We start from the raw sequence: 23,889 nt of genomic DNA on the forward strand, positions 1-23,889 counted from the left end.
ATGACCCATACCCTTCCTGATCGCCCACCAGTCAGTCCCGCCGCACCGCTGGCCTTGCCGGACTATGCCGAGCTGCACTGCATCTCCAACTTCAGCTTCCAGCGCGGCGCCTCGCAGCCCCAGGATCTGGTGGCGCGCGCGGCCGAGCTGGGTTACCGGGCCCTGGCGCTGACCGACGAATGCTCGGTGGCCGGCGTGGTACGGGCCCATGGCCCGGCCAAGGCGCTGGGCCTGCAGTTCATACCGGGCAGCGAGTTCGTATACCCCGGCTTTCGGCTGGTGGCGCTGCCGCGCAACATCGAGGGCTGGGGCAATCTGTGCGAGTTCATCAGCGCCGCGCGGCGCACCGCGCCCAAGGGCACCTACGAGCTGGGGCCGGTGTCCGACGTGGCCCAGCTGCAGCACTGCGAGCTGCTGCTCATGCCCGACCGCAGCGTGCAGCATGCGATGGACACCGCTGCACTGCTGGCCTGTGTGGAACAGGCGCAGGCGAGCTTCGGCCAGCGCTTCTGGCTGGGGGTGGAGCTGCTGCTCGGGCCCGACGACGACCTGTGGCTGGCCACCTTGCAGCAGGTGTCGCGCCAGACCGGTGTGCCCCTGGTGGCAGCGGGCGACGTGCACATGCACCTGCGCTCGCACAAGCCGCTGCAGGACGTGATCACCGCCGTGCGCCAGGGCTGCACCGTGGCCGAATGCGGCTTTGCGCTGCAGCCCAATGCCGAACGCCACCTGCGCCAGCGCGTGCGCCTGGCCGGCATCTACCCGCCCGAGCTGCTCGCGGCCACGCTGGAGATTGCGGCGCGCTGCACCTTCAGCCTCGACGAGATCAAGTACCAGTACCCGCTGGAGGCTGTGCCTGAGGGGATGACGCCTGCGGAGGGCCTGGCCTGGCTGACCTGGGAGGGCGCGCGCAGCCGCTACCCGCAAGGCGTGCCGGACAAGGTGGTGGCGCAGATATTGCGCGAGCTCGCGCTGATCGCCGACTGCAAGTACGAGATGTACTTCCTCACCGTGCACGACATCGTGCGCTTTGCGCGCGGCGAGGGCATCCTGTGCCAAGGCCGCGGCTCTGCCGCCAACTCCGCCGTGTGCTACTGCCTGGGCATTACCGAGGTGGACCCCGAGCGCACCAAGCTGCTGTTCGAGCGCTTCATCAGCAAGGAGCGCAAGGAGCCACCCGATATCGACGTGGACTTCGAGCACAACCGACGCGAAGAGGTCATCCAGTACGTCTACACCAAGTACGGCCGCGACCGTGCCGCCATTGCCGCCGTGGTCACCAGCTACCGCACCCGCAGCGTGCTGCGCGACGTGGGCAAGGCCCTGGGCGTGCCTGCCGCACTGGTCGATTCGTTTGCCAAGGAGCACCACTGGTTCGACGAGGAATTCGCGGCGCACCGCCTGCAGGAGATGGCGCAGGACATGGGCGAACCCATCAGCCTGCATACCGCCGAGTTGTGGCTGCAGTTGTCGGTGCAGCTCAAGGGCTTTCCGCGCCACCTGAGCCAGCATGTGGGGGGCTTCGTGCTCACGCAGGGGTTGCTCACGCGCATCGTGCCGGTAGAGAACGCCGCCATGGTCGACCGCTCCATCATCCAGTGGGACAAGGACGACCTGGACGACATGGGCCTCATGAAGGTGGATGTGCTGGCCCTGGGCATGCTCAGCGCCCTGCGCCGCTGCCTGAACCTGCGCGCCGATCTGCGCGGCGAGCGCTGGTCGCTGGCCCAGGTGCCGGCCGAAGACCCTGCCACCTACGACATGATCTGCGCAGCCGACACCGTGGGAGTCTTCCAGATCGAAAGTCGCGCCCAGATGAGCATGCTGCCGCGCCTGCGGCCAAAGGTGTTCTACGACCTGGTGGTGGAGGTCGCCATCGTGCGGCCGGGACCCATCCAGGGCGGCATGGTGCATCCTTACCTGCAGGCACGCGAAAAGCAGCGCAAGGGCGAGCCCTTGAAGCTGGAGAGTGAAGAGCTCGGTGAGGCATTGGAGCGCACGCTGGGCATTCCCATCTTCCAGGAGCAGGTGATGCAGATCGCGATGATCGCCGCCAAATTTTCCGCATCCGAGGCCGATGCGCTGCGCCGGTCCATGGCCGCATGGAAACGCACGGGCGGGGTACACCATTTCGAGAAGCGGCTGATCGACGGCATGGTGGACAACGGGTACAAGCTGGATTTCGCCCAGCGCGTTTTCAAGCAGATGCTGGGCTTCGGCGAGTACGGCTTTCCCGAAAGCCATGCCTTCAGCTTTGCCCTGCTGGCCTACAGCAGCAGCTGGCTCAAATGCCACGAGCCCGCCTGCTTTCTGGCGGCGCTGCTCAACTCGCTGCCCATGGGCTTCTACACCGCCTCGCAACTGGTGCAGGATGCACGGCGCCATGGCGTGCGCGTGCTGCCCATCGACGTGACCTGCAGCGACTGGGAATGCACGCTGGAGGGCACGCCCGAAATGCTGCAACCCGCCAAAGGCCTGCCCGCACCACCGCTGCCCCAGCCCGCAGTGCGCCTGGGCCTGCGCCTGGTGAGCAGCCTGGAGACAGCCGCGGCAGAACGTTTGGTCGAGGCCCGCGTGCAGGGCGGCCCCTTTGCCAGCACCGAAGACCTGGCCCTGCGCGCGCGCCTGAACCACCAGGACATGCAGGTGCTGGCCGCGGCCGATGCGCTGGCCCGCCTCTCGGGCCACCGGCGCCAGCAGATGTGGGACGCGTCTGCCCAGCACACCGCACCGGCGCTGCTGCGCGACGTGCCCGTGCACGAGGTCCCGCTGCAGCTGCCCGAGGCGCCTGAAGGCGAGGAGATTCTGTTCGACTATGCGGCCACCGACCTCACCTTGCGCCGCCACCCGCTCTCGCTGCTGCGCAACCGGCTTGCGCGCTGGCGCCTGCTCACGGCGCTGCAGCTGCGCAACGTGCCCGATGGCCGGCTGGTGCGCGCCTGCGGCATCGTCACCGTGCGCCAGCGGCCGGGCTCGGCCAAGGGCACCATGTTCGTCACGCTGGAGGACGAGACCGGCCCCGTCAACGTCATCGTCTGGCCAGCGATGGTGGAGCAGTGGCGCGATGCCATCCTGCGCTCACGCCTGCTGGCGGTGCAGGGGGTGTGGCAATGCAGCCGGCATGGTGAGGATGAAGAAAAAGGAAAGGATGCTGCAGGCGAAGCCTTCGTGGTGCGCCACCTGGTGGCCCAGCGCTTCAAGGACCTGACGCCGCTGCTGGGCCGCATGGCCGGGGCACTCGATGGCAGCCGGGACTTCCATTGAGACGGATTTGCCTTTGACCGTCTAGCGTCGTTGGTTCGCCTTGCCATACGATCAAATGCAAATCCGTATGAGCGCTGCAGCTACTGCCCTTTCAGATAAGCGCCCGGGTCCATGAAAAAGGCCTTCTTGGTCCCCTGGGTCGCCCCATCGATCTTCCACGGCGCGGGCAGCAGCCGCACGATGGAGTAGTGCAGGTGCGGCGGCTTGCCCTGGGCATTGCCGCTGGCGCCCACTGTGCCGATGGGGCTGCCCGACGCCACCGGCGCCAGCGCATGGGTGCTGATGCGGTCCAGGTGGGCGAAGTAATGAAGCCGCCAGCGGGGGCCGAGCACCAGCACCACCTTGCCGCCTTTGGCGATCTCACCGGTGAAGAGCACGATGCCGTCCGTGGTGCTGAGTACCGGCGTCCCCGTCTTGCCGAAGATGTCGATGCCCTTGTGCACGCCCGACGTGCCCCAGGGCTCGAACCAGAACGACTGGGCATTCCAGTCCTTCGTGGAGGCTCCGGCCACGGGGATGCGGATGCGTTCAGGGATGATCAGGCCCATGAGCAACAGCCCGAGCAGGGCCAGGCCCACGGATTGGAGAGTCTTCATGCAGGGGGGCGCACCGCATCGACCATGCAGCGCGCCGGCGGGCAAAAGGGAGGATTATTCCCGCATTGCGCCTGTCCAGTGACCGCAGGCTGGCTCAGCGCGCTGGTCGCTGCCGGCTGGCGGCATCCCGTGCGGGCTGCGATGCCGTGCCTGCAGCGCCCTCGGCACCAGGCTTCACAGGCTCCTTGGCCAGGTCCAGCAGCGGCTTGCAGTAGGTGTCGTCATCGGCGGCCGGCACGGTGACCGGTATCAGCGCCAGGGCCACCGGTGCCGCTACCGCCGCTACCACCGCAGCGCCCGCGCGCAGCAGCAGCGGTCCGGGTTCCACCCCTACATCCGGGTTGCCAAAGGTGCCCTTGACATACAGCGGGGTGCGCAGCGAGAAAAACTTCCACTCCAGCGACTCGGGCTTGATGCGCAGGTTCATCGCTTCCGTACCCAGATCAATGGTGCCGGTGGCCTCGATCACCGCGTCGTCGGTGCTCATCTTCACCACGCGCGTCTGCGCCAGGCCATCGACCACGGTGAAGTCGGCCACCGCGCAGCGCAGGCGTACCTCCTTGTCATCGCCGAACAGCTTGCCCACGACGATGCTGCCCACGTTCAGGGATGCCAGGTCCAGCATCTGCTTGCTCAGCGTGCCCTCGCGCACGTACAGGCGCGCCTCTCCCGTGCCCTTGCCCAGGAGGTCGGCCACGTTGTTGCCGCTGCTGCGCAGCGCCACTGCACCATCCATGCGACCAAAGCTTTTTTTCATCAGTTCCACCTTGGGGAACAGTGCGGACAGCTGAAGTCCTTCCACCTTGCCGCGTATCTGTGCCTTGAGGGGGGGCGTGCGGCCATCGATGATGACCTCCGATTCGATCTTGCCCTTGGCCACGCCAAAGGTCAGCGGCGCGAGCCTGAGTTGCGCGTTGTCCATCACCGCCCGCAAGCTCAGGTCTTCCAGCGGCAGGCTTTCGGATCGGATGATGTGCTCTCCCTTGAACGCGATGTCCATGTCCATGGCACTCCAGCGCTCGGCCGCAAAGTTGGCGTCCGGCAGCACCTTGCCATCGGTTTTGCCACGGTGGGTGTTGCTGGCTTTGGCGGTTCCCAGCGCCGGCCCCAGGTCGGCCAGGCGCAACTGGCTGGATGTGACCTTGCCCGTGAGCTTGGGGCGCGGCTTGCCCGAGGTGTACTTGAGGTCGCCCTGCAGGTCGCTCTGGCCCACCTTGCCCCGAAAGTCGCTGTAGCTCCACACGGCGCGCTCGGGCTCCAGGCTGCCGGTCAGGTGCCCGCGCGTTTCGAACGGCGGCGTGCTGGGCAGCACCAGGCCCGTTACCTCGTACAGGTCGGCCATGCTGTCGGCCTTGAGCATCACATCGAAGTCCATGCCGGACAGCGCCCCGGGATTGGCCAGGATGCCCTCGGCCGACAGTGCTGCGCTGCCCGCAGTGGCTTCGATCTGCAGCGGGTAGTTGACCACCTTGTCGCGCAGGCTGATCACCTGGCCAGCCCGGCCGCGGCCCTTAACCTGCGCCTTGGCAATGCGGCCCTGCAGCTCGAATTGCAGGCCATAGGGCACGGCCGTGCTGCTCGCACTGCTTTTGCTGGCTACCACATCGCGCGAAGCCGCAGCCTCGGCCGAGGAGGCCGCGGCCGACGCGGGAAGAATGGATGCCTTGGCCGCCTTAGCGCTGCCTGCATGTGCCGGATCAAGCGGCTCCGTGGTGTTCACCTGCGCCTGCAGGTCCACGTCCTTCTGGGCATCGGCATAGGCCAGCAGCCCCTGGTTGACCACCAGCCGGCCCACGTCAAAGGTCCAGCGGCTCTTGGGGGCGTCTTCGTCCTTGTGCTTGAAGGTCCAGTTGTTGCTGCCGTCCTTGGTGCGGGCCAGGGCGATCTCCGGGTCGGTGAGGGCCACGGTGTCGATGGCCAGGTGGCGCGAGAGCAGCGGCAGCAGGCTGATGGAGGCGCTGACGCTGCCGATGCGGGCCATGGTCGCGGTGCCGGGCAGGGTGGCCGGGGGCGGCGCTGTGGATGCCGATCCCTCCGATGCAGCACTGGCAGGGGCTCGTGCCGCAGTGGTGCTTGCCCCCTTGTCCTTGCCTTTCTGCTTGCCATCGCCGCCGAACGGGGGCTCGAACCCTGCCGGGTTGTCCATCACCAGGCGCTCGGCCTTCACCGTCACGCCAGGCACCCAGCGGCGCCAGCCTTCTTCCAGCGGCTGCGGCCAGCGCCAGGCAGCCGACAGGTCGCCTTCGATCTCGAAGCGCCGGCCCGTGGCCTCGCTGACCTTTTCATTGGCCAAAGGCTTGTAGCGGTTCCAGTCCATCAGCGACAGCACCACGCCGATCAGGATGGCCAGGCCCACGAGCAGACCTGCCAGCACAAGCACCCACTTCACCGCCCGGTGCAAAGGCTTGCGGGCAGGGCGGCCGCCCGCCGGGGGCGGGGTGGGCATGTCGGTCGATGGCATAGCGGACATGGGGGGGCAGGTGTCATCCAAAAGCGCGAAGATCGGAGCACTTGCTGCAGGCCATCGGCCTGTTGGGTGCGGTTTGGCCGATGCTAGCCCGCAACAGCCCTGCCAGGGCGCCCGTGTAACCAACTGCAGCCCTTGTCCTACAGCCCTGGCGCGGCGCTGGCTGCGCGGGCCGTGGACGCCTTGCTGCTGCGAGCCTCCGCCTGGATGGCGTGAAAAGGCTGGCGGCTGTAACGGGCCGGCGGTGGGGAAGGCCTTCTAGAATGCGCCACCATGCACAGCCCCCGCCATCATTTCGCCCCGCCCATGCGCGACGGCGTGGGTGCGAGTTGCGTGGTGCTGCCCACCCACGGGCAAGGCAGCATGCTCGACTTCCTGGCCGAGCGCCTGCCCGCGGTGGACCGCGCCGCATGGCAGGCCCGCATGCAGGCCGGCGACGTGGTGGACGAGCGCGGTGCCCCGGTCGAACCCGCCCGCCCCTTCGAAGGCGGGCTGCGCGTGTACTACTACCGCCACCTCGACGACGAGCCCGAGGTGCCGTTCACAGAAACCGTGCTCTACCAGGACGAGCACCTGCTCGTGGCCGACAAGCCGCACTTCATGCCCGTCACGCCCTCGGGCCGCTACCTGCAGCACACGCTGCTGGTGCGCCTCAAGCGCCGCCTGGGCCTGCCCGAACTGTCGCCCCTGCACCGCATCGACCGCGACACGGCCGGGCTGGTGCTGTTCTCGGTGCAGCAGCGCACGCGCGGCGCCTACCAGGCCCTGTTCCGTGACCGCACCATCACCAAGCACTACGAGGCGGTGGCGCCCTGGCGCGACGACCTGGTCTTTCCGCGCGAGCACCGAAGCCGCATGGAAGAAAGCCCCCAGTTCTTTCGCATGCACGAGGTGCCGGGCGAGCCCAACAGCCAAACCCACATGGAAGTATTGGAGAGGAGGGGCGACTGGGCGCTGTACCGCCTGTCGCCCATCACCGGCAAGCGCCACCAGCTGCGCGTACACATGGCGGCGCTGGGTCTGCCCCTGCGCAACGACCCGTTCTACCCGGTGGTGAACGACCCGCCCGAGGGCGATTACTCACGCCCGCTGCAGCTGCTGGCACGCTCGCTGGCATTCACCGATCCGCTCACGGGCGATGGCCGGCAATTCGCCAGCCGGCTGCAGCTCAATACACTGGATTGATCAGCCGCGCGGCACGCTGCCCCGGGCCACGGCATCCACGTAGACGTTGCCGCCGCTCGAGATGTGCCGGCACATATGGCGGTCGGCCGCATCTTCGTCGCCATCGAGGATGGCCTTCATGATGTCCTGGTGCTCGGCCAGCGAGTTGCGCACCCGGTTGGGCCGGTCGAACAGCGAGCGCTGCGGGTGCCGCATGCGCAGGCGCATCTGGCGCAGCTGGCGCGACAGCACCTCGTTGAGGCTGCCGTCGTAGATGGTCTGGTGGAACCAGCGGTTGGCCTCTTCATAGGCCACGGAGTCGTCTTTGGCGGCTGCAGTCTCGCAGGCCTGGAAGGAGGCCTGCAGGTCCCGGCGCAGCGCCGCCGGCATGCGCCGCGCGGACAGGCGCGCGGCCAGGCCTTCGAGCTCGGTGAGCATCTCCAGCATGGCCACGTACTCGGTCAGTGAAAGGGTCGCGACCACCGCGCCGTGGCGCGGCACCATCTCCACCAGGCCGGCGGTGGCCAACTGCTGGATGGCCTCGCGTGCCGGGGTGCGCGAGACCTCGAAGCGCTCCATCAGCTCCTGCTCGTCGATGCTGCAGCCGGCATAGAGCTTGCCGGAGATGATCTCTTCCTCCAGGGCCTCGCGGATCTTGTCGCTGAGGTTGACGCGGGGCGGTGTTGTGGTAGTGGTGGCCATGTTCGTAGAGGCCGAATGATAATGCGCGGGCGGCCGCATCTTGGCCTGGCTCAGGTGCTTATGGTGGCCGCGCGTTGCCGCTCCTGCAGCACATCGCCAAACAATTGCAGGCGCGCTGCGGCAAACGCCGGGCGCTGCTGCATGGCCTGCCACCAGCGGTGCACGAGCGGGTGGGAAGATTCGGCCAGGGCCGCGGGCTCGATCTCCGCAATGCGCGCGATGAAGGGCGCGGCGGCAATGTCCGCCAGCGAGTAATTTGCGCCCATCAGCCACGGCGAAGAGGGCGCCAGCATGCCTTCCATGCGGTCCACCAGCAGCAGCAGCTTGCGCAGGGCCTCGGCCTTTTCCTCCTCGGTATAAGGCTTGCGGGCAATGCGCACCCAGGCCTCGCGCCGCTCGGCGGTGGGGATGCGTGCCAGCTTGTCCTGCAGTTCCTGATCGCTCCACTGCTGTGCGGTGGACTGCAGCATCAGGCTCCAGTTCAGGATCAGCAGGTGGGGCAGCGACTTCTCGTCGGTCCAGCGCACGAAGTTGCGCATCTGTGCCAGTTCGTAAGGATCGGCGGGGCGCAGCGGGGGCTCTGGGGCAATGTCGTCCAGGTACTCGCAGAGGGTCGAGCTTTCGTGCAGGAAGCGGCCGGGCGATATTTCAAGCGCCGGCACCACCCCATTGGGGTTCATGGCCAGGAATTCGGGTGCGTGCTGTTCCTGTTTGCTCAGGTCCACGGCCACGCTCTCGTAGGGGATGTTCTTTTCGGCAAGGCACAGGCGCACGCGGCGCGAGGCGCTCGACAGCCAGGCATGGAAGAGTCTCATGGGAAGGGTCCAGTGCGTCAGGGGATGAGGACGGGGGCGCCGGTGGTGGCGCGGCTTTCGAGGTCGCGGTGTGCGCGCTGCACCTCGGCCAGCGGGTAGCGCTGGCCTATTCCCAGCCGCACATGGCCGTCGCGCACGGCATCGAAGAAGGCCTGGGCCGACGCGCGCAGCTCGGCCGGGTCGGCCACGAAGCTGCGCAGGGTGGGGCGGCACACGCTGAGTGACTTCGCATGCAGGATCTGCAGGTCGAAGGCTTCCACGTCGCCCGATGCCGTGCCGTAGTTGACCGCCAGCCCGCGCGGGCGCAGGCACTGCAGCGAGGGCAGAAAGACGTCCTTGCCCACCGCGTCGTACACCACGCCCACTCCCACACCGCCGGTGAGCTCCAGGGTGCGGGCCACGAAGTCCTCGCGGCGGTAGTCGATCACGTGGTGGCAGCCATGCGCCAGCGCCACCTCGGCCTTGGCGGCCGAACCCACGGTGCCGATCACCGTGGCGCCCAGCGCGCGCGCCCATTGGCACAGGATGAGCCCCATGCCGCCTGCAGCCGCATGCACCAGCACCGCCTCGCCGGGGCACACCACGTACAGGCGGCGCAGCAGGTACTCGGCCGTCAGGCCGCGCAGCAGGTTGGCGCCCGCAATGTCCTCGGGTATCCAGTCCGGCAGCGCCACCACCCGATGCGCCGGCACGTTGCGTGTGACCTGGTAGGCGCCCGGGTGCAGGTAGGCCACCGCCTGGCCCGGGGTGAAGGCCGTGACGCCCGGGCCCACCGCCTGCACCACGCCCGCACCCTGGGCACCGGGGGTGATGGGGAAGGGCGTGGCCGAGTGCGGGCCGTGGCCGCCGCGCCGCTGGTAGATGTCCGCGAAATTGAGGCCGATGGCCGTCTGGCGGATCTGGACCTCGCCCGCGGCGGGTTCGGGAACGTCGACTTCCACGGCTTCAAGCACGTCGGCCTCGCCGTGGCGGTGGAAATGGATGGAGGGGCTTTTTGTCATGGCAGCGCCATTAGAGCTTTTGAATCGGTTGTAAAAAATACATACAAACCATTAGTGTATTTTTATAAATCTTCTGTGCATACTGAAAAAAGGCCGACACCGATCGGTCACCAACGATCAGGAGACAACCCATGTTCTTGCGCAGACGAGAGTTCGGTGTGATGGCGGCCAGCGCGCTGGCCTTTCCCGCGATAGTCCGGGCACAGGCCCCCGCCCTGGCAGCCCTGCACGATGCCGCCCGCAAGGAGGGCGAGCTCACCTGGTACACGGTGCCCCAGACCTCCGAGGTGGCCGAGAAGATGGGCCGCACCTTCACCGCGCGCTACCCGGGCGTGAGGGTCAACGTGGTGCGCACCACCGCGCAGGTGGCCTACCAGAGGCTCAACCAGGACCTCAAAGCCGGCACGCCCAACTGCGACGTGTTCACCTCCACGGACCTGGCGCACTACGTGGACCTCAAGGGCCGCAACCTGCTGCTCAAGTTCCTGCCGGCCGCCGTGGCCCGCCAGGACAAGCGCGTGCAGAACATGGACCCGGACGGCTACTTCCACGCGTCGAGCTGCTTCATGATGGGCCTGGTCTACAACACCCAGAAGGTGTCGGCCGCCGCGGCGCCCAAGAGCTGGGCCGACCTGCTCGACCCCAAGTGGAGCGGTGCTGCCCTGGTGGCGCACCCTGCCTACAGCGGCGCGGCCGGTGCCTGGTGCATCGAGATGCGCAAGCTCTACGGCGACGACTTCTTCAAGAAGCTGGCCGCCAACAAGGCGCACGTGAGCCGCTCGACCATCGACGCGGTGACGGCGGTGATCTCTGGCGAGTCATCTGTTTCCGCCGGGCCGATGAGCCTGGCCGCACGGTCAGCCGCCAAGGGCAACCCGGTGGCCACGCTGGTGCCCAAGGAGGGGCCGGTGCTGATCCTCTCGCCCACGGGCATCCTGGCCAACACGCGCCGGCCCAATGCCTCCAAGCTGTTCATGGAGTGGATGCTGGGCAGCGAAGACACCGAACGCATCTCGGTCGAGGAGTTCAGCGTGCCGCTGCGCGCCAACGCCAAGCCTGCGCCAGGCGTGATCGGCCTGGGCGACGCCAATCCGCTGCTGGCGCCCACGCCGCCGCAGATGGTCGCGCAGATCCCCAAGGTGATCGATGCCTGGCGGGAGGCCTTCGGTGTCTGACGCCATGGCCCTCCATCCACCAGCTGTGCGCCGGGTCTCCGGCCGCCTGGGCGATCCTTCGGTCTGGCTGTTCGGTGCCCTCGTCGTGGTACTGGTCCTGCTGGTGGCCAACCCCATCCTGCGCCTGGTGTGGGACAGCTTCCACACGGCAGATGGCCAATGGTCGCTGCAGAGCTATGTGCAGGCACTGGGCCGTGGCCGCAACCTGCAGGCGCTGCTCAACTCCCTGTACCTGGGTGTTGCCGTCACGGCCATCGCGCTGGCCTTGGGCGTGCCGCTGGCGCTGGCCGTCTCGCGCACCAACATGCCGGGCCGCGGCTTCACGCACCTGAGCGTGCTGGCGGCGTTCGTCATGCCCAACTTCCTCGGCGCCATCGCCTGGATCCTGCTGGCCGGGCCGAACGCCGGCTGGCTCAACCGCCTGGTCGTCGAGCTCACCGGGCTGCAGAAGGGGCCGTTCAACATCTTCAGCTTCTGGGGCCTGGCCTTCGTCATCGCGCTCTATACCTACCCGCTGATCTACGTGTTCACCAAGTCGGCGCTCGACCTGGTGTCCACCGAGCTGGAGGATGCGGCATCGATCCACGGGGCCGGCAAGTTCCAGACCATGGCGCGCGTCACCTTGCCCTTGGTGCTGCCGTCCATCATCGGCGCGGCCATCCTGATCTTTCTGGAGGCGATTGCCCTGTACGGCACGCCCGCGCTGATCGCCATCCCCGCGCGCATCAACCTGGCCACCACGCAGATCGTCTCCTTCTTCCAGTACCCGCTGCAGGTGGAGCAGGCGGCCGCGTTCTCCATGCCCATCCTGCTGCTCACCATCGTCATGCTCATGCTGCAGCGCAGGCTGCTGGCGCGGCGCGGCTATGTGTCGGTGTCCGGCAAGGGCGGCGAGCGGCGGCCTTTCGACATCGGCTGGTGGAAGTGGCTGCTGCTGGCCTACTCGGGCCTGGTGGCCTTGCTCTCAGTGGTGATGCCGCTGGCCATCCTCCTGCTGGCATCGGTGTCCAAGGCATGGGGCAAGGGTCTCGCGCTCGACAACCTCACCTTTGACAACTTCTACGGCATCTTCTTCGAGCAGCTCACCGTGCGCGCGGCCATCCTCAACACGGTGCTGTACTCGGGCGCCACGGCACTGGTGTGCGTGGGCATGGGCATCTGCATTGCCTATGCCACGCAGCGGCGCATCACGCCGTTCCCGGTGTTCGTTCAGTTCCTGGCACTGGCGCCCGTGGCCGTGCCGGGGCTCATCCTGGCCATCGGTCTCTATGCCGCGTATGCCGGGCCGCCGTTCTCGCTGTACGGCATGGGCGTGCTGATCGTGATCGCCTTCACCACACGCTTTTTGCCGATCGCGGTGGCGGCCAGCTCGGCGGGGGTGCGCGCCCTCAACCCCGAGCTGGAAGAGGCCGTGCGCATCCTGGGCGGCAGCCGCATCACCGTGCTCACCCGGGTGGTGGCGCCGCTGCTCAAGAAGACGCTGCTGGGTGCATTCGTGCTCGTGTTCGTGATCTGCACCAAGGAGCTGTCCACGGCGGTGTTCCTCACCGGGCCGGGCTCGCGCGTGGTCTCGGTGCTCACGCTGGACCTGAGCGAGCAGGGCAACTACGAGACGCTGGCCGCCATGGGTGTGGTGCTGGTGGTCATCGTCACCGTGGTCGTGGCCATCGGCATGAAGCTCGCGGGGCGCGACTTCATGCTGCGCCGGGGATGAAGAACTGAGAAAGCAAGAATATGTCCAAACTTGAACTCAAAGACCTGCGCAAGAACTACGGCAGCGCCTCCGTGGTGGATGGCGTTTCGCTGCAGCTGCGGCGCGGCGAACTCGTCACCCTGCTGGGCCCCTCGGGCTGCGGCAAGACCACCACCTTGCGCATGATCGCCGGCTTCATCGAGCCCAGCGCCGGTGCCATCCTGGTGGACGGGCGCGAAGTCTCCACCCCCACGCGCTCGGTGCCGCCCGAGCACCGCGGCATGTCCATGATCTTCCAGAGCTATGCCATCTGGCCCAACATGACCGTGGCCGAGAACGTGGGCTTCGGCCTGCAGGTGCGCAAGACGCCCGCCGCCGAGACCGCGCAGCGCGTCAAGGAGATGCTCGATGTGGTGAAGCTCGGCCCTTACGCGCAGCGCTATCCGGCCGAACTGTCGGGCGGGCAGCAGCAGCGCGTGGCCCTGGCCCGGGCCATGATCGTGCGGCCCGAGGTGCTGCTGCTCGACGAGCCACTGTCCAACCTCGATGCCAACCTGCGCGAAGAGATGGCCGCCGAGATCCGCCGCCTGCACGATGAGTTCCGCTTCACCACGGTCTACGTCACGCACGACCAGACCGAGGCCATGGCCATCTCCGACCGCATCGCCGTGCTGCACCAGGGCCGCCTGGAGCAGATCGACACGCCCTGGAACCTCTACAACCGGCCGCAGACGCCCTTCGTCGCGGGCTTCATCGGCAAGACCAACCTGGTGCAAGGGGCGGTGCAGGGCGGGCGCATGCGGCTCGACGGTCTGCCCGAAGGCATTCCGCTGCAGGCCGATGCGGCAGTGGGTGACCGGGCCAGCCTGCAGGCCTCCATCCGCCCGCAATCGCTGTATCTGGGCGCCGGGCCCGACGGCGCCGTGCCGCTCGGGGCCGTGTCGGTCGTGGGCCGCACCTACCTGGGGGAATACTGGCACTACCTGGTGCAGCCCAGCGCGGGCGGTGCGCCGCTGAAGGTCCACGCGGCGCCGTCCCTGGTGCTGGAGGTCGGGCAGCAGTCGATGATGTACGTGGATCCTTACGCCGTGGCGGCGGTGCAGTGATGTCTTCGAGAAACGAATTGCCCATGCAAGCCAACCCTGCCAATACCACCTTGCCACTGTCGGGCTACCGCGTGCTCGACCTCACCATCGCGCGCGCCGGCCCCGTGGCCGTGCGCCTGCTGGCCGACTGGGGCGCCGACGTGGTGCGCATCGACCCGCCCGACCGCAAGCCTACGCTGGGGCCGCGCCGCGGCTCCGACGAGCAGAACCTGCACCGCAACAAGCGCAGCCTGAGCCTGAACCTCAAGACCCCCGATGGCATGCGCGTGCTGCGCAAGCTCGTGGAGCGCAGCGACGTGGTGGTGGAGAACTTCCGCTCCTCCGTCAAGCAGCGCCTGGGCCTGACCTACGAGGCCCTTTGCGCCGTGAACCCGCGCATCATCCTGGCCAGCATCTCGGGCTTCGGGCAGACCGGCCCCTATGCCGAGCGCCCGGGGCTCGACCAGATCGTGCAGGGCATGAGCGGGCTGAGCTCCGTCACCGGCGAGCCCGGGCGCGGCCCGTACCGCACGGGCATCGCCATCTCGGACACCACGGCCGGCATGTTCCTGGGCCAGGGCATCCTGCTGGCGCTGCTGCACCGCGAGCGCACGGGCCAGGGCCAGTGGGTACACACCTCGCTGCTCGAAGCCATGCTCAACAAGCTCGACTTCCAGGGCGCGCGCTACACCGTGGACGGCCACGTGGCGCGCCAGGAGGGCAATTCGCACCCCACGCTGGTGCCCATGGGCACCTTCGAGGCGCGCGACGGCCAGGTCAACATCTGCGGGCCCGGTGCCGCCATGTGGGCCAAGCTGTGCGACTTCCTGCAGGCACCGCACCTGGCGCAGGACGAGCGCTACAAGGACCAGCCCTCGCGCCTGGCCCACCGGCGTGAGCTGGAGGAGGCCATCAGCGCGATCACGCGCCAGTTCGGCGTGGCCGACTTGGTGGAGCGCCTGAACCAGGCCGGCGTGCCCTGCGGGCCGGTGTATGACATCGGCCAGGCCTTCGAGGATGTGCAGGCAAAGCACCTGCGCATGACACGCCCGGCGCCGCATGCCGAGATGGGCGCACTGCAGCTGCTGCGCTCGCCCATCAACCTGTCGGCCTGCGCGCATGCCGAGGCCTTCCACCGCGCCGCGCCCGATGCCGGCGAGCACACCGACGACGTGCTGCGAGAGCTGGGCTATACCGATGCATCGATTGTCGCCATGCGCGGCGAGGGGGCGGTGGCATGAGCGCACTGGACCTGGGAACCCCGCGCATCCTGGCCGAGGTGCAGGGCGGCGTGGGCTGGATCACCTTCAACCACCCGGAGCGGCGCAATGCCATGTCGCTGGACATGTGGCAGGGCCTGGGCATCGCGGCCGAGGCCTTCGAGCGCGACCCGGCCGTGCGTGCCGTGGTCATGAAGGGCGCAGGCGGCAAGGCCTTCGTCTCGGGTGCCGACATCTCGGAATTCGAGCAGCACCGGGCCGACGCGCAGCAGAAGCAGACCTACGACGCCATCGCCGCACGCGGCCATGCCGGGCTGGCTGCGCTGAGCAAGCCTCTGATTGCGATGATCGAAGGCTACTGCGTGGGTGGCGGGCTGGCGATCGCGCTCGCGGCGGACGTGCGCTTTGCTGCTTCATCCTCGCGCTTTGCCATCCCCGCCGCCCGGCTGGGCCTGGGCTATGACTACCGGGGCGTGGCCGCGCTGGCGCGCCTGGTGGGGCCGTCCACCGCCAAGGACATCCTCTTCAGCGCACGCTTTCTGGAGGCCGACGAGGCGCTGCGCGTGGGCCTGGTCAACTTCGTGGTGGATGCCGAACTGCTTGGCGAGCGCGTGGCCGCCTATGCCGCACAGATCGCCGCCAATGCGCCTCTGACCGTGCATGCGGCCAAACAGGCGCTGCAGGCTTTCGAGCACTATTCCGACGCAGCCGAAGGCGCCGATGCGGTGGCCGCCCTGGTGCTGCGCTGCTTTGACAGTGAAGACTACCGGGAGGGCCGCCGCGCCTTCCTGGCCAAGCGCACCCCTCAATTCCAAGGCCGATGACATTCCGATGAACGCACTTCCCGAACTCACCACCGACGGCGCGGTCGCCACCATCACCCTGCGCCGGCCCGAGCAGGCCAACCGCCTCACGGCCGATGACCTGGAGCACCTGGCTGCACTGATAGCGCAGGTCAACCAGCGCCCCGACATCCTGGTGCTGCAGCTGCGCAGCACCGGCAAGTACTTCTGCAGCGGCTACGACATCGGCAGCATCGGCGCCCCGCGCAAGATCGATTTCGCGGGCATGGTTGATGCGCTGGAGATGGCACGGCCCGTGACCATCGCCGTGCTGCACGGAGGCGTCTACGGCGGGGCCACCGACCTGGCACTGGCCTGCGATTTCCGCGTAGGGGCCGAGGGCATCGACATGTTCATGCCGGCCGCGCGCCTGGGCCTGCACTACTACCGCTCGGGCATGGAGCGCTACGTGAGCCGGCTGGGGCTGGACCATGCCAAGCTGCTGTTCCTCACCGCGCGCAAGATCGGCGCGGCGCAGATGCTGCGCATCGGCTACCTCACGCAACTGGTGGAGGCGGCGCAGCTGGAGGAGGAGGTGGCCGGCCTGGCGCGCGACTGCGCCAGCATGGCGCCGCTGGCCCTGGTGGGCATGAAGCGCCACCTGAACCGCATGGCCCGGGGCACGCTGGACGTGGACGAGTTCAACGCCGATACCCTGCGCGCCTACCAGTCGGCGGACCTGCGCGAGGGCCAGGCGGCCTGGGCGCAAAAGCGCCCACCCCAATTCACCGGCCAGTGATGAACCGCCGGCACAGTAGACCACCGCCATGAAACTGCACTGCATCGCATCTGCCCTGCTGCTCGGCCTGGCGGCCCCGGCCATGGCCAGCGACTACCCTGCCAAGCCCATCCGCCTCATCGTGGGTTATTCGCCCTCGGGCGCGGGCGACGGCATCGCGCGCATCGTCGCCGAGGCCATGGGCAAGGAACTCGGGCAGGGCATCGTCGTGGACAACAAGCCCGGGGCGGGCAGCACGCTGGCCTCCACGCTGCTCTCGCGGGCCCCTGCGGACGGCTACACCATCGGCCTGGCCACGGGCACGCTCTACGGCATCGACCAGCATCTGTACAACGTGCGCTACACCCCGGCAGACTTCACGCCCATCAACCGCCTCACCGTCTCGCCCCTGGTGCTGGCGGTCAGCCCCAAGGGCGGCATCACCCAGCTCAAGGACCTGATCGCAAGGGCCAAGGCGCGGCCGGGCCAACTCAACTATTCCTCTTCGGGTATCGGTGGCTCGCCGCACCTGGCGGCGCTGTCCTTCGAGAAGGCCATTGACGCCACCATGGTGCACATCCCCTTCAAGGGCGGCGCGCCCGCGCTGCAGGCCGTGGCCACGGGCGAGGTGGACCTGTCGTTCGGCACGGCGGCCTCGGTGCTGCCCCTGGGCCGCCAGGGCGTGGTGAAGATGCTTGGCGTGACCACGCAGCAGCCCTCGGCCGTGGCACCCGGCGTGCCCACCCTCGATTCGCAGGGGTTGTCCGGCTTCGAGTTCTCGTTCTGGTTCGGGCTGTTCGGCCCGGCGAAGCTGCCCCCTGATGTGCAGGCCCGGCTGGTCGCCGCATCCAGCAAGGTGCTGGCCGACCCGCAGGTGCAGGAGAAGCTGCTGTCCACCGGCAACGAGGCCGCGCCGTTTGCCACGCCGGCCGCATTCAATGCCTGGGCGGCGGATGCCGGCAAGGCGCAACTCGAGCGCGTGAAGAACGCCAACGTGAAGGTGGAGTGATCGATGATCGACGTCTATTCCTGGGCCACGCCCAACGGCCACAAGGTCCACATCCTGCTGGAGGAGTGTGGCCTGCCATACCGTGCCCACCCCGTGAACATCGGCGTGGGCGCACAGTTCCGCCCCGAGTTTTTGGCCATCAGCCCCAACAACAAGATCCCCGCGATCCGCGACCCCGAAGGGCCGGACGGCCAGGCCATCACGCTGTTCGAGTCAGGGGCCATCCTGCTGTACCTCGCAGGCAAGACCGGGCGCTTTTTGCCACCCGATGACCGGGGCCGCTACGAGGTGCTGCAGTGGCTCATGTTCCAGATGGGCGGCGTGGGCCCCATGCTCGGGCAGAACCACCATTTCAGGCTCTATGCGCCCGAGAAGATCCCCTATGCCATCGACCGCTACACCAACGAGGCGCAGCGGCTCTACGGTGTGATCGAGCGGCGGCTGGCCGCCAGCCCCTGGCTGGGCGGCGAGGATTACTCGATTGCCGACATCGCCGTCTGGCCCTGGCTGCGCAACTGGGAAAAGCAGGGCATCACCTTGTCGGACCACCCGCACCTCGAACGCTGGTTCACTGCCGTGGGCAGCCGCCCCGCAGTGCAGCGCGGCATCGCCGTGCTGGCCGATCTGCGCAAGCCCGCACACGATGCGCAATCGCGCGAGGTGCTGTTCGGGGCGCAGCAGTACGCGAAGCGCTGACCGGTCTTGCTCAGGTAAAAGTCACCGACAGCCGCGACAGCGGTGCGTCGAAATCCGCGCTCCAGCGTTGGCCTGCCTGCACCGGCCAGGCATTGGTCCAGGTGCCGGTGGTGACCACGTCGCCTGGCATCAGATCGGGCGCGCCGGGGCAGGCGCGCAGTTCCTTCAGGAAGTAGTGCAGGGCACTCAACGGGCCTTCCAACACGTTGGCGCCCTTGCCCTGTTCCATCAACTCCTCGTCGCGCAGCAGCGTTACCCGTGCGGCGGCCAGGTGCTGGTCCAGTTCGGCCGCCGAGCTGGCGAACTCGCGCACCGGGCGCTGCGGGCCCACCAGCAGCCGCGCATGCAGGGCGCTGTCGGCCACGGTCTGCGCGGCATTGAACTTCCAGTCCGGCTGGTGCGACTGCACGATCTCGAAGCCCGGTGCCACCCAGTCGATGGCATCGAACAGATCGTCCAGGGACGCGTCCGGTGCGGGTGTGGCCCTGAGCCCGAACACTGCCTCGGGTTCGATGCGCGGCTGGGCGCAGTGGTCCAGCGACACGCTGCCGTCCCCACCGCAAAAAGCCAGAGTAGTCGACCACACCGTGCCCCAGATCGGGCCGAACACGTTGTAGTGCGCCCAGATGTTGCGGTTGGTGAAACCGATCTTGTAGCCGCGAGGAACTTCGCCGCGGGCCTGGCGCAGGGCGCGCACGGCGAGCGCCGTCTGGTAGGCGCCCGGCACGTCGCCGTTGGCGGATGCCGCGCCGCTGGCGGGCCAGAGTGCACCACTGTCGTAGTGGGCGAGAAGCGTCTCGGGGGTCATAGGTGTTGTTCCACGGTCTTGCGGCTGCCCATTTTGGGCCAGGCACTGGCGGTATGGGCTTCAAAGATTTACATTGACTTGGATCAAGATTCGATTGACAGATTCAATCAACCACGCGAGGCGCTCCTATGAAATCCTTTGCCGCCCGGTCCATCGCATTCAAGCTGTCCTTCGTGGCCCTGGCCAGCCTGCTGGTCGTCTTGCTGACCACCATGGCACTGGTCAGCAGCATGGTGTGGAGCAGTTTTGGCGCCGCATCGCGCGGTGATGCGCGGCAATATGCATCCCAGGTCAGCACCCTGGTGAAGACCATGGACGAATCGGCGCAGCAACTGGCACTGCGCGACTTCGGCTTGCTCAAGGCCAATTTTCCGGGGGCCTTCAGCCTGGCCGAGCAGCCGGGCGCGGACGGCAAGCCCGAAGCCGTGCTGAGCTTTCAGGGCGTCCCGGTCAATGGCGATTTTGAGGTGGTGGACCGGTTTTCCGCAGATGCCAAGGGCGCAGTTGCCACCATCTTTGCGCGCACCGGTGACGATTTCATCCGTGTCACGACCTCGCTCAAGAAGCAGGACGGCGAGCGCGCCTTCAAGACCCTGCTGGACCGCAAGCACCCGGCCTATGCCCTCATGGCCGAAGGCAAACCTTACATCGGCCGCGCCAACCTGTTCGGCCGCGACTACATGACCGTGTACGAGCCGATTCGCGAGGGCAACCGCACCATCGGCATCCTGTTCATCGGCTCCGACATCGCGCCCATCCTCAGCAGCCTGAGCGAGTTGATGGCCAGCCGCAAGCTGTTCGACACGGGGGCCGTTTACGCGGTTGATGTTTCTTCGGGGCCGGCGCGGGGTCGCATCGCCGGCCTGGGGGGCTCTGGCCCCGCACTGGTCGTTGACGAGAAGGTCGACGAGGGCAAAGCCTGGCTGGCAGCGCTCACCAGCTCGGAGCAGGCCAGCGATTTCGAGGCCACCTGGTCGCCGCGCCCCTCCGGCGAAGCCACTGCGCGCCGCTTTGTCGCCGTGGAGCGTTACAAGCCCTGGAACTGGGCCATCGTGGCTGAAGCGCCGGTTGCTGAGCTCATGGGCGAGGCACGCAGCGCATTGACCTGGCTGTGGCTGGGCGTACTGGTGGCGCTGGTGCTGCTGGCCGTGGTGCTGGTGCTGGCCACGCGGCGCTTGGTGGGCGCACCGGTGCAGCAACTGAGCACCGCGCTGGGCTACCTCGCGCAGGGCGACCTGACGCATGGCGTCAGCATCCAGTCGCGTGACGAGATCGGCACCTTGGCGCAGGCCATGGAAGGTTTTCGCGTGCGCTTGCTGGAGAGCCTGGGCACGGTGCGCGCCAGCGCCGAGAGCGTATCGGCCGCGAGCTCCCAGATCGCCCATGGCAACCAGGACCTGTCGGCCCGCACCGAGAGCCAGGCCAGCTCGCTGGAGCAGACCTCGGCCAGCATGGAGGAACTGGGCGCGACCATCCGCCACAACGCGGACGGTGCCGCCCAGGCCAACCAGTTGGCCGTGCGCGCCAGCCAGGTCGCGACCGACGGTGGCAAGGTGGTGGCCCAGGTGGTGAGCACCATGCACGGCATCAATACCAGCAGCCAGAAGATCGCCGACATCATCGGCGTGATCGATGGCATTGCCTTCCAGACCAACATCCTGGCGCTCAATGCCGCCGTGGAGGCCGCGCGTGCCGGCGAGCAGGGCCGCGGCTTTGCCGTGGTGGCTGCCGAAGTGCGCAACCTGGCACAGCGCACCGCGGCGGAGGCCAAAGCCATCAAGGAGCTGATCGTGGCCAGCAGCACCATGGTGCAGCAGGGCTCGGTGCTGGCCGACCAGGCCGGGGCCACCATGCAGGAGGTGGTGCAGTCCATCGGGCGCGTGGCCAGCATGGTGGCCGAGATCAGCACCGCCAGCAGCGAGCAGACCGCCGGGGTGGGCCAGGTGGGCGAGGCCGTCACCCAGCTCGACCAGGCCACCCAGCAGAACGCGGCCCTGGTCGAGGAGATGGCGGCCGCCGCCAGCAGCCTGCGCAGCCAGGCCGAGCAGATGGTCGGGGCCGTGGCGCAGTTCAACCTGGGCAGCAGCGGCACGCATGCGGGCACGCCAGCACCGGCATTGCGTGCCAAGCCCCAGGCGCGCCTGGGTGCAACGCGTTAGCGGGCGGCCACCGGCTGCGGTGGCAGCAGCCATGTCGCATGCCAGGTATGTAGTAGCCGGCTAACACCCACCGCCGGCGCCGCAGTCCAACAATGAACTCCCCATACCCCTGAGGAGACAAAAGACATGGCTGCGAAGAAGATACTCATGCTGTGCGGCGACTACTGCGAGGACTACGAGACCATGGTGCCGTTCCAGGCCCTGCTGGCCGTGGGCCACACCGTGCACGCCGTGTGCCCCGACAAGAAGGCCGGCGATCACATCAAGACGGCGATCCACGACTTCGAAGGCGCGCAGACCTACAGCGAGAAGCCGGGCCACAACTTCACACTGAACGCCACGTTTGAAGGCCTGGACGTGGCCAGCTACGACGCCCTGGTGATCCCCGGCGGGCGCGGCCCTGAGTACCTGCGCACCTACCCGGCGGTGATCGCTGCCGTGAAGCACTTCTTCGACACCAACAAGCCCGTGGCAGCGGTGTGCCACGGCGCCCAGTTGCTGGCCGGCGCTGGGGTGCTCAAGGGCCGCACCTGCTCCGCCTACCCGGCCTGCAGGGCCGAGGTCGAGATCGCAGGCGGCACCTATGCCGAGATCGCCATCGACGCCGCCGTGACCGAGGGTAACCTGGTGTCCGCCCCGGCATGGCCGGCGCATCCGGCCTGGATTGCGCAGTTCCTGGCGCTGATGGGCACGCGCATCAGCCTGTAGGCACCATTTGACGCCGCAGGGGCGGTCTTCCATGATGGAGGCCGTTCTGAAAGGCGAAATCCCATGTGCCAGGTATTCATCAGCGCCGACCCCGCCCTGTACGAAAGCCGCGCCCGCTCTGTGCGCCTGCACGGGGTGGCCACCAGCATCAAGCTGGAAAACCTGTTCTGGCAGGTGCTCGAGGAGATCGCCCAGCGCGACGGCATGGGCGTGCCCCAATTGTGCGCCCGGCTGTACGACGAACTGGTCGCGGAGCGCGGCGAGGTGGACAATTTTGCCTCGTTCCTGCGCGTCAGCTGTGGCCGCTACCTGGCCTTGCAGCTGTCGGGCGGCATACCGCAGGACGCCTCCATTTCCATCCGCAGCCTGAATGCCCGTCAGGTGCTTGCCACCGAAGGGCGCAGCCGCGTGCTGGCCAGGGCTGCCTGACGGGCCCGGCAACCCCCTATAATCCGGCGCACTGCGGGTGTAGCTCAATGGCAGAGCTGTTGCTTCCCAAGCAACTGACGAGGGTTCGATTCCCTTCACCCGCTCCATCCCCCTGCGCCATCGCGCAACGCTGTTCCAGCTTCTCCCCCCGTCTTTTGTGCCTGTTGATGCCCTGGTGTGGGGCAGCCGTGCCGTTTTTCGCATAACGAAGCACGTTTTGCTTTGTTCCCTGGATGGCACGGCTCCTCTAAATTCTGTCCATCGGTTGCCGCAATGGTTGCAGCACCGGCCACCCGACGACAAGGATGACCCGCATGAGCCAGCCGCAGCACACGACGACGATCCACCCCACCCAGCCCCTGGGCCGGCGCCTGTGCGCATGGGTGCTGGGCGCCGGCATGGCACTGGGCGCATCGGTGGCCTTTGCTGCCACGCCCATCCCGGCGGGCCCGCTGGTCAGTACCGAGTGGCTGGCGCAGAACCTCGACAACACCCAGGTGCGCGTTGTCGAGGTCAGCGTGAACCCGGGCCTCTACGAGCGCAGCCACGTGCCCGGCGCCGTCAACTTCTCCTGGCACCAGGACCTGAACGACAAGGTGCGCCGCGACATCGTCAGCAAGGAAGCCTTTGAAGCGCTGCTGTCCAAGGCCGGCGTGGCGCCCGACACCACGGTGGTGCTCTACGGCGACACCAACAACTGGTTTGCCGCCTGGGGCGCCTGGGTGTTCGACATCTACGGCGTGAAGAACGTCAAGCTGCTCGACGGCGGCCGCAAGAAGTGGGAGGCCGAGAACCAGCCGCTGAACAACCGCGTGCCCGAGTTCGCGGCCACCAGCTACAAGGTCACGCAGGTCAACACGCAGCTGCGCGCGCGCCTTACCGACACCCTGGCCGCGGCCGAGGGCAAGAGCAACGCCAAGCTGGTGGACATCCGCTCGGCCGATGAATACACCGGCAAGATCTTTGCGCCGGCGGGCGTGCCCGAGCTGAGCATCCGCGCCGGCCACATCCCCGGCGCCGCCAACGTGCCCTGGGGCCAGGCGGTCAAGGAAGACGGCACCTTCAAGTCGGCCAACGACCTGAAGAAGCTCTATGCCAACGTGGGCATCGACGGCAGCAAGCCGGTCATCACCTACTGCCGTATCGGCGAGCGCTCCAGCCACACCTGGTTCGCGCTGTCCAAGATCCTGGGCTACAGCGTGAAGAACTACGACGGCTCATGGACCGAATACGGCAACGCCGTGGGCGTGCCCATCAACAACCCGGCCGGCACGGTCTGGGCAGCCAAATAAGGCGTACCGAGTTTTTTGGTAGGGGTCTCTTTACAGCCCGCTTCGG

At 67.6% G+C, this 23,889-nt stretch carries 20 protein-coding genes and 1 tRNA gene; 15 read left to right on the forward strand and 6 right to left on the reverse strand.

From position 1 onward, the window contains the following. Complete coding sequence (locus tag ACSQ9E_RS07425; protein ID WP_436217326.1) at positions 1-3,264, forward strand: error-prone DNA polymerase; 3,264 nt, start codon at positions 1-3, stop codon at positions 3,262-3,264. Positions 3,265-3,344: 80 nt separating this feature from the next. Here ACSQ9E_RS07425 and ACSQ9E_RS07430 read toward each other — a convergent pair whose 3' ends face one another. Then, complete coding sequence (locus ACSQ9E_RS07430; protein WP_428000111.1) at positions 3,345-3,860, reverse strand: M23 family metallopeptidase; 516 nt, start codon at positions 3,858-3,860, stop codon at positions 3,345-3,347. 94 nt (positions 3,861-3,954) lie between these two features. After that, positions 3,955-6,330 carry an AsmA family protein gene (locus ACSQ9E_RS07435; protein ID WP_436217327.1) on the reverse strand — a complete coding sequence of 792 codons (2,376 nt, stop codon included), beginning with the start codon at positions 6,328-6,330 and terminating at the stop codon, positions 3,955-3,957. Positions 6,331-6,600: 270 nt separating this feature from the next. Between ACSQ9E_RS07435 and ACSQ9E_RS07440 the strand changes: the two genes are divergently transcribed. Further along, positions 6,601-7,512 (forward strand): RluA family pseudouridine synthase, encoded by a 912-nt coding sequence (locus tag ACSQ9E_RS07440; protein WP_436178984.1) that lies wholly within the window; start codon positions 6,601-6,603, stop codon positions 7,510-7,512. Here the strand turns inward: ACSQ9E_RS07440 and ACSQ9E_RS07445 are convergent, their stop codons facing one another. From ACSQ9E_RS07445 to ACSQ9E_RS07455, 3 genes are read right to left on the reverse strand one after another with little or no spacing between them, the layout of a single operon-like run. Then, on the reverse strand, positions 7,513-8,193 hold the full coding sequence (locus ACSQ9E_RS07445) for a GntR family transcriptional regulator (RefSeq protein WP_436217328.1): 681 nt from the start codon (positions 8,191-8,193) through the stop codon (positions 7,513-7,515). Positions 8,194-8,243: 50 nt separating this feature from the next. After that, the gene (locus tag ACSQ9E_RS07450; protein WP_436178982.1) at positions 8,244-9,008 is read right to left on the reverse strand and encodes a glutathione S-transferase family protein; all 765 of its coding nucleotides are present in this window, start codon (positions 9,006-9,008) and stop codon (positions 8,244-8,246) included. Between the two features lie 17 nt (positions 9,009-9,025). Then, entirely contained in the window at positions 9,026-10,009 is a 984-nt protein-coding gene (locus tag ACSQ9E_RS07455) for a quinone oxidoreductase family protein (RefSeq protein WP_436217329.1), read from the reverse strand. A gap of 131 nt (positions 10,010-10,140) precedes the next feature. Between ACSQ9E_RS07455 and ACSQ9E_RS07460 the strand changes: the two genes are divergently transcribed. The 8 genes from ACSQ9E_RS07460 to ACSQ9E_RS07495 are packed head-to-tail and all read left to right on the forward strand — an operon-like array spanning position 10,141 to position 18,447. Further along, complete coding sequence (locus ACSQ9E_RS07460; RefSeq protein ID WP_436217330.1) at positions 10,141-11,184, forward strand: ABC transporter substrate-binding protein; 1,044 nt, start codon at positions 10,141-10,143, stop codon at positions 11,182-11,184. Positions 11,185-11,188: 4 nt separating this feature from the next. Continuing rightward, positions 11,189-12,898, forward strand: coding sequence for an ABC transporter permease (locus ACSQ9E_RS07465; protein ID WP_436217331.1), 1,710 nt, complete (start codon positions 11,189-11,191; stop codon positions 12,896-12,898). A 20-nt stretch (positions 12,899-12,918) separates the two neighbouring features. Beyond that, positions 12,919-13,983, forward strand: a complete 1,065-nt coding sequence (locus ACSQ9E_RS07470) for an ABC transporter ATP-binding protein (RefSeq protein ID WP_436217332.1) — start codon at positions 12,919-12,921, stop codon at positions 13,981-13,983. A 23-nt stretch (positions 13,984-14,006) separates the two neighbouring features. Beyond that, positions 14,007-15,203: a CaiB/BaiF CoA transferase family protein gene (locus ACSQ9E_RS07475; protein ID WP_436217333.1), complete on the forward strand. Its 1,197-nt coding sequence runs from the start codon at positions 14,007-14,009 to the stop codon at positions 15,201-15,203. Beyond that, on the forward strand, positions 15,200-16,006 hold the full coding sequence (locus tag ACSQ9E_RS07480; RefSeq protein ID WP_436217334.1) for an enoyl-CoA hydratase: 807 nt from the start codon (positions 15,200-15,202) through the stop codon (positions 16,004-16,006). Before ACSQ9E_RS07475 ends, ACSQ9E_RS07480 begins: the two co-directional genes overlap by 4 nt. Positions 16,007-16,013: 7 nt before the next feature. Continuing rightward, positions 16,014-16,763: an enoyl-CoA hydratase/isomerase family protein gene (locus ACSQ9E_RS07485; protein WP_436217335.1), complete on the forward strand. Its 750-nt coding sequence runs from the start codon at positions 16,014-16,016 to the stop codon at positions 16,761-16,763. A 28-nt stretch (positions 16,764-16,791) separates the two neighbouring features. After that, on the forward strand, positions 16,792-17,751 hold the full coding sequence (locus ACSQ9E_RS07490; RefSeq protein WP_436217336.1) for a Bug family tripartite tricarboxylate transporter substrate binding protein: 960 nt from the start codon (positions 16,792-16,794) through the stop codon (positions 17,749-17,751). A gap of 3 nt (positions 17,752-17,754) precedes the next feature. Next, positions 17,755-18,447, forward strand: coding sequence for a glutathione S-transferase N-terminal domain-containing protein (locus tag ACSQ9E_RS07495; protein WP_436217337.1), 693 nt, complete (start codon positions 17,755-17,757; stop codon positions 18,445-18,447). A 10-nt stretch (positions 18,448-18,457) separates the two neighbouring features. Here ACSQ9E_RS07495 and ACSQ9E_RS07500 read toward each other — a convergent pair whose 3' ends face one another. Continuing rightward, the gene (locus ACSQ9E_RS07500; RefSeq protein ID WP_436217338.1) at positions 18,458-19,255 is read right to left on the reverse strand and encodes a 2-keto-4-pentenoate hydratase; all 798 of its coding nucleotides are present in this window, start codon (positions 19,253-19,255) and stop codon (positions 18,458-18,460) included. Between the two features lie 128 nt (positions 19,256-19,383). Here ACSQ9E_RS07500 and ACSQ9E_RS07505 point away from each other — a divergent pair, with 128 nt between their 5' ends. From ACSQ9E_RS07505 to ACSQ9E_RS07525, 5 genes are all read left to right on the forward strand, one after another. Further along, positions 19,384-21,414 (forward strand): Cache 3/Cache 2 fusion domain-containing protein, encoded by a 2,031-nt coding sequence (locus tag ACSQ9E_RS07505; RefSeq protein WP_436217339.1) that lies wholly within the window; start codon positions 19,384-19,386, stop codon positions 21,412-21,414. A 126-nt stretch (positions 21,415-21,540) separates the two neighbouring features. Beyond that, positions 21,541-22,122, forward strand: a complete 582-nt coding sequence (locus tag ACSQ9E_RS07510; protein WP_057203785.1) for a DJ-1/PfpI family protein — start codon at positions 21,541-21,543, stop codon at positions 22,120-22,122. A gap of 63 nt (positions 22,123-22,185) precedes the next feature. Then, positions 22,186-22,551 carry a ribbon-helix-helix domain-containing protein gene (locus ACSQ9E_RS07515; RefSeq protein ID WP_057203784.1) on the forward strand — a complete coding sequence of 122 codons (366 nt, stop codon included), beginning with the start codon at positions 22,186-22,188 and terminating at the stop codon, positions 22,549-22,551. A gap of 33 nt (positions 22,552-22,584) precedes the next feature. Continuing rightward, positions 22,585-22,658: transfer RNA gene (locus tag ACSQ9E_RS07520), tRNA-Gly, on the forward strand. Positions 22,659-22,949: 291 nt separating this feature from the next. Beyond that, positions 22,950-23,843 (forward strand): sulfurtransferase, encoded by an 894-nt coding sequence (locus ACSQ9E_RS07525; protein WP_200961150.1) that lies wholly within the window; start codon positions 22,950-22,952, stop codon positions 23,841-23,843. Positions 23,844-23,889: the final 46 nt, after the last annotated feature.

The sequence above is a fragment of the Acidovorax sp. LjRoot118 genome (assembly GCF_964253575.1).
Lineage (GTDB): Bacteria > Pseudomonadota > Gammaproteobacteria > Burkholderiales > Burkholderiaceae_C > Acidovorax.

Bases quoted from the DNA above. Each gene is read 5' to 3' on its own strand.
- ACSQ9E_RS07475 (WP_436217333.1), top strand. From the start codon at position 14,007: ATGCAAGCCAACCCTGCCAATACCACCTTGCCACTGTCGGGCTACCGC.
- ACSQ9E_RS07450 (WP_436178982.1), bottom strand. From the start codon at position 9,008: ATGAGACTCTTCCATGCCTGGCTGTCGAGCGCCTCGCGCCGCGTGCGC.
- ACSQ9E_RS07465 (WP_436217331.1), top strand. From the start codon at position 11,189: ATGGCCCTCCATCCACCAGCTGTGCGCCGGGTCTCCGGCCGCCTGGGC.
- ACSQ9E_RS07515 (WP_057203784.1), top strand. From the start codon at position 22,186: ATGTGCCAGGTATTCATCAGCGCCGACCCCGCCCTGTACGAAAGCCGC.
- ACSQ9E_RS07425 (WP_436217326.1), top strand. From the start codon at position 1: ATGACCCATACCCTTCCTGATCGCCCACCAGTCAGTCCCGCCGCACCG.
- ACSQ9E_RS07490 (WP_436217336.1), top strand. From the start codon at position 16,792: ATGAAACTGCACTGCATCGCATCTGCCCTGCTGCTCGGCCTGGCGGCC.
- ACSQ9E_RS07505 (WP_436217339.1), top strand. From the start codon at position 19,384: ATGAAATCCTTTGCCGCCCGGTCCATCGCATTCAAGCTGTCCTTCGTG.
- ACSQ9E_RS07440 (WP_436178984.1), top strand. From the start codon at position 6,601: ATGCACAGCCCCCGCCATCATTTCGCCCCGCCCATGCGCGACGGCGTG.
- ACSQ9E_RS07525 (WP_200961150.1), top strand. From the start codon at position 22,950: ATGGCACTGGGCGCATCGGTGGCCTTTGCTGCCACGCCCATCCCGGCG.
- ACSQ9E_RS07510 (WP_057203785.1), top strand. From the start codon at position 21,541: ATGGCTGCGAAGAAGATACTCATGCTGTGCGGCGACTACTGCGAGGAC.
- ACSQ9E_RS07480 (WP_436217334.1), top strand. From the start codon at position 15,200: ATGAGCGCACTGGACCTGGGAACCCCGCGCATCCTGGCCGAGGTGCAG.
- ACSQ9E_RS07460 (WP_436217330.1), top strand. From the start codon at position 10,141: ATGTTCTTGCGCAGACGAGAGTTCGGTGTGATGGCGGCCAGCGCGCTG.
- ACSQ9E_RS07485 (WP_436217335.1), top strand. From the start codon at position 16,014: ATGAACGCACTTCCCGAACTCACCACCGACGGCGCGGTCGCCACCATC.
- ACSQ9E_RS07455 (WP_436217329.1), bottom strand. From the start codon at position 10,009: ATGACAAAAAGCCCCTCCATCCATTTCCACCGCCACGGCGAGGCCGAC.
- ACSQ9E_RS07430 (WP_428000111.1), bottom strand. From the start codon at position 3,860: ATGAAGACTCTCCAATCCGTGGGCCTGGCCCTGCTCGGGCTGTTGCTC.
- ACSQ9E_RS07495 (WP_436217337.1), top strand. From the start codon at position 17,755: ATGATCGACGTCTATTCCTGGGCCACGCCCAACGGCCACAAGGTCCAC.
- ACSQ9E_RS07500 (WP_436217338.1), bottom strand. From the start codon at position 19,255: ATGACCCCCGAGACGCTTCTCGCCCACTACGACAGTGGTGCACTCTGG.
- ACSQ9E_RS07435 (WP_436217327.1), bottom strand. From the start codon at position 6,330: ATGTCCGCTATGCCATCGACCGACATGCCCACCCCGCCCCCGGCGGGC.
- ACSQ9E_RS07445 (WP_436217328.1), bottom strand. From the start codon at position 8,193: ATGGCCACCACTACCACAACACCGCCCCGCGTCAACCTCAGCGACAAG.
- ACSQ9E_RS07470 (WP_436217332.1), top strand. From the start codon at position 12,919: ATGTCCAAACTTGAACTCAAAGACCTGCGCAAGAACTACGGCAGCGCC.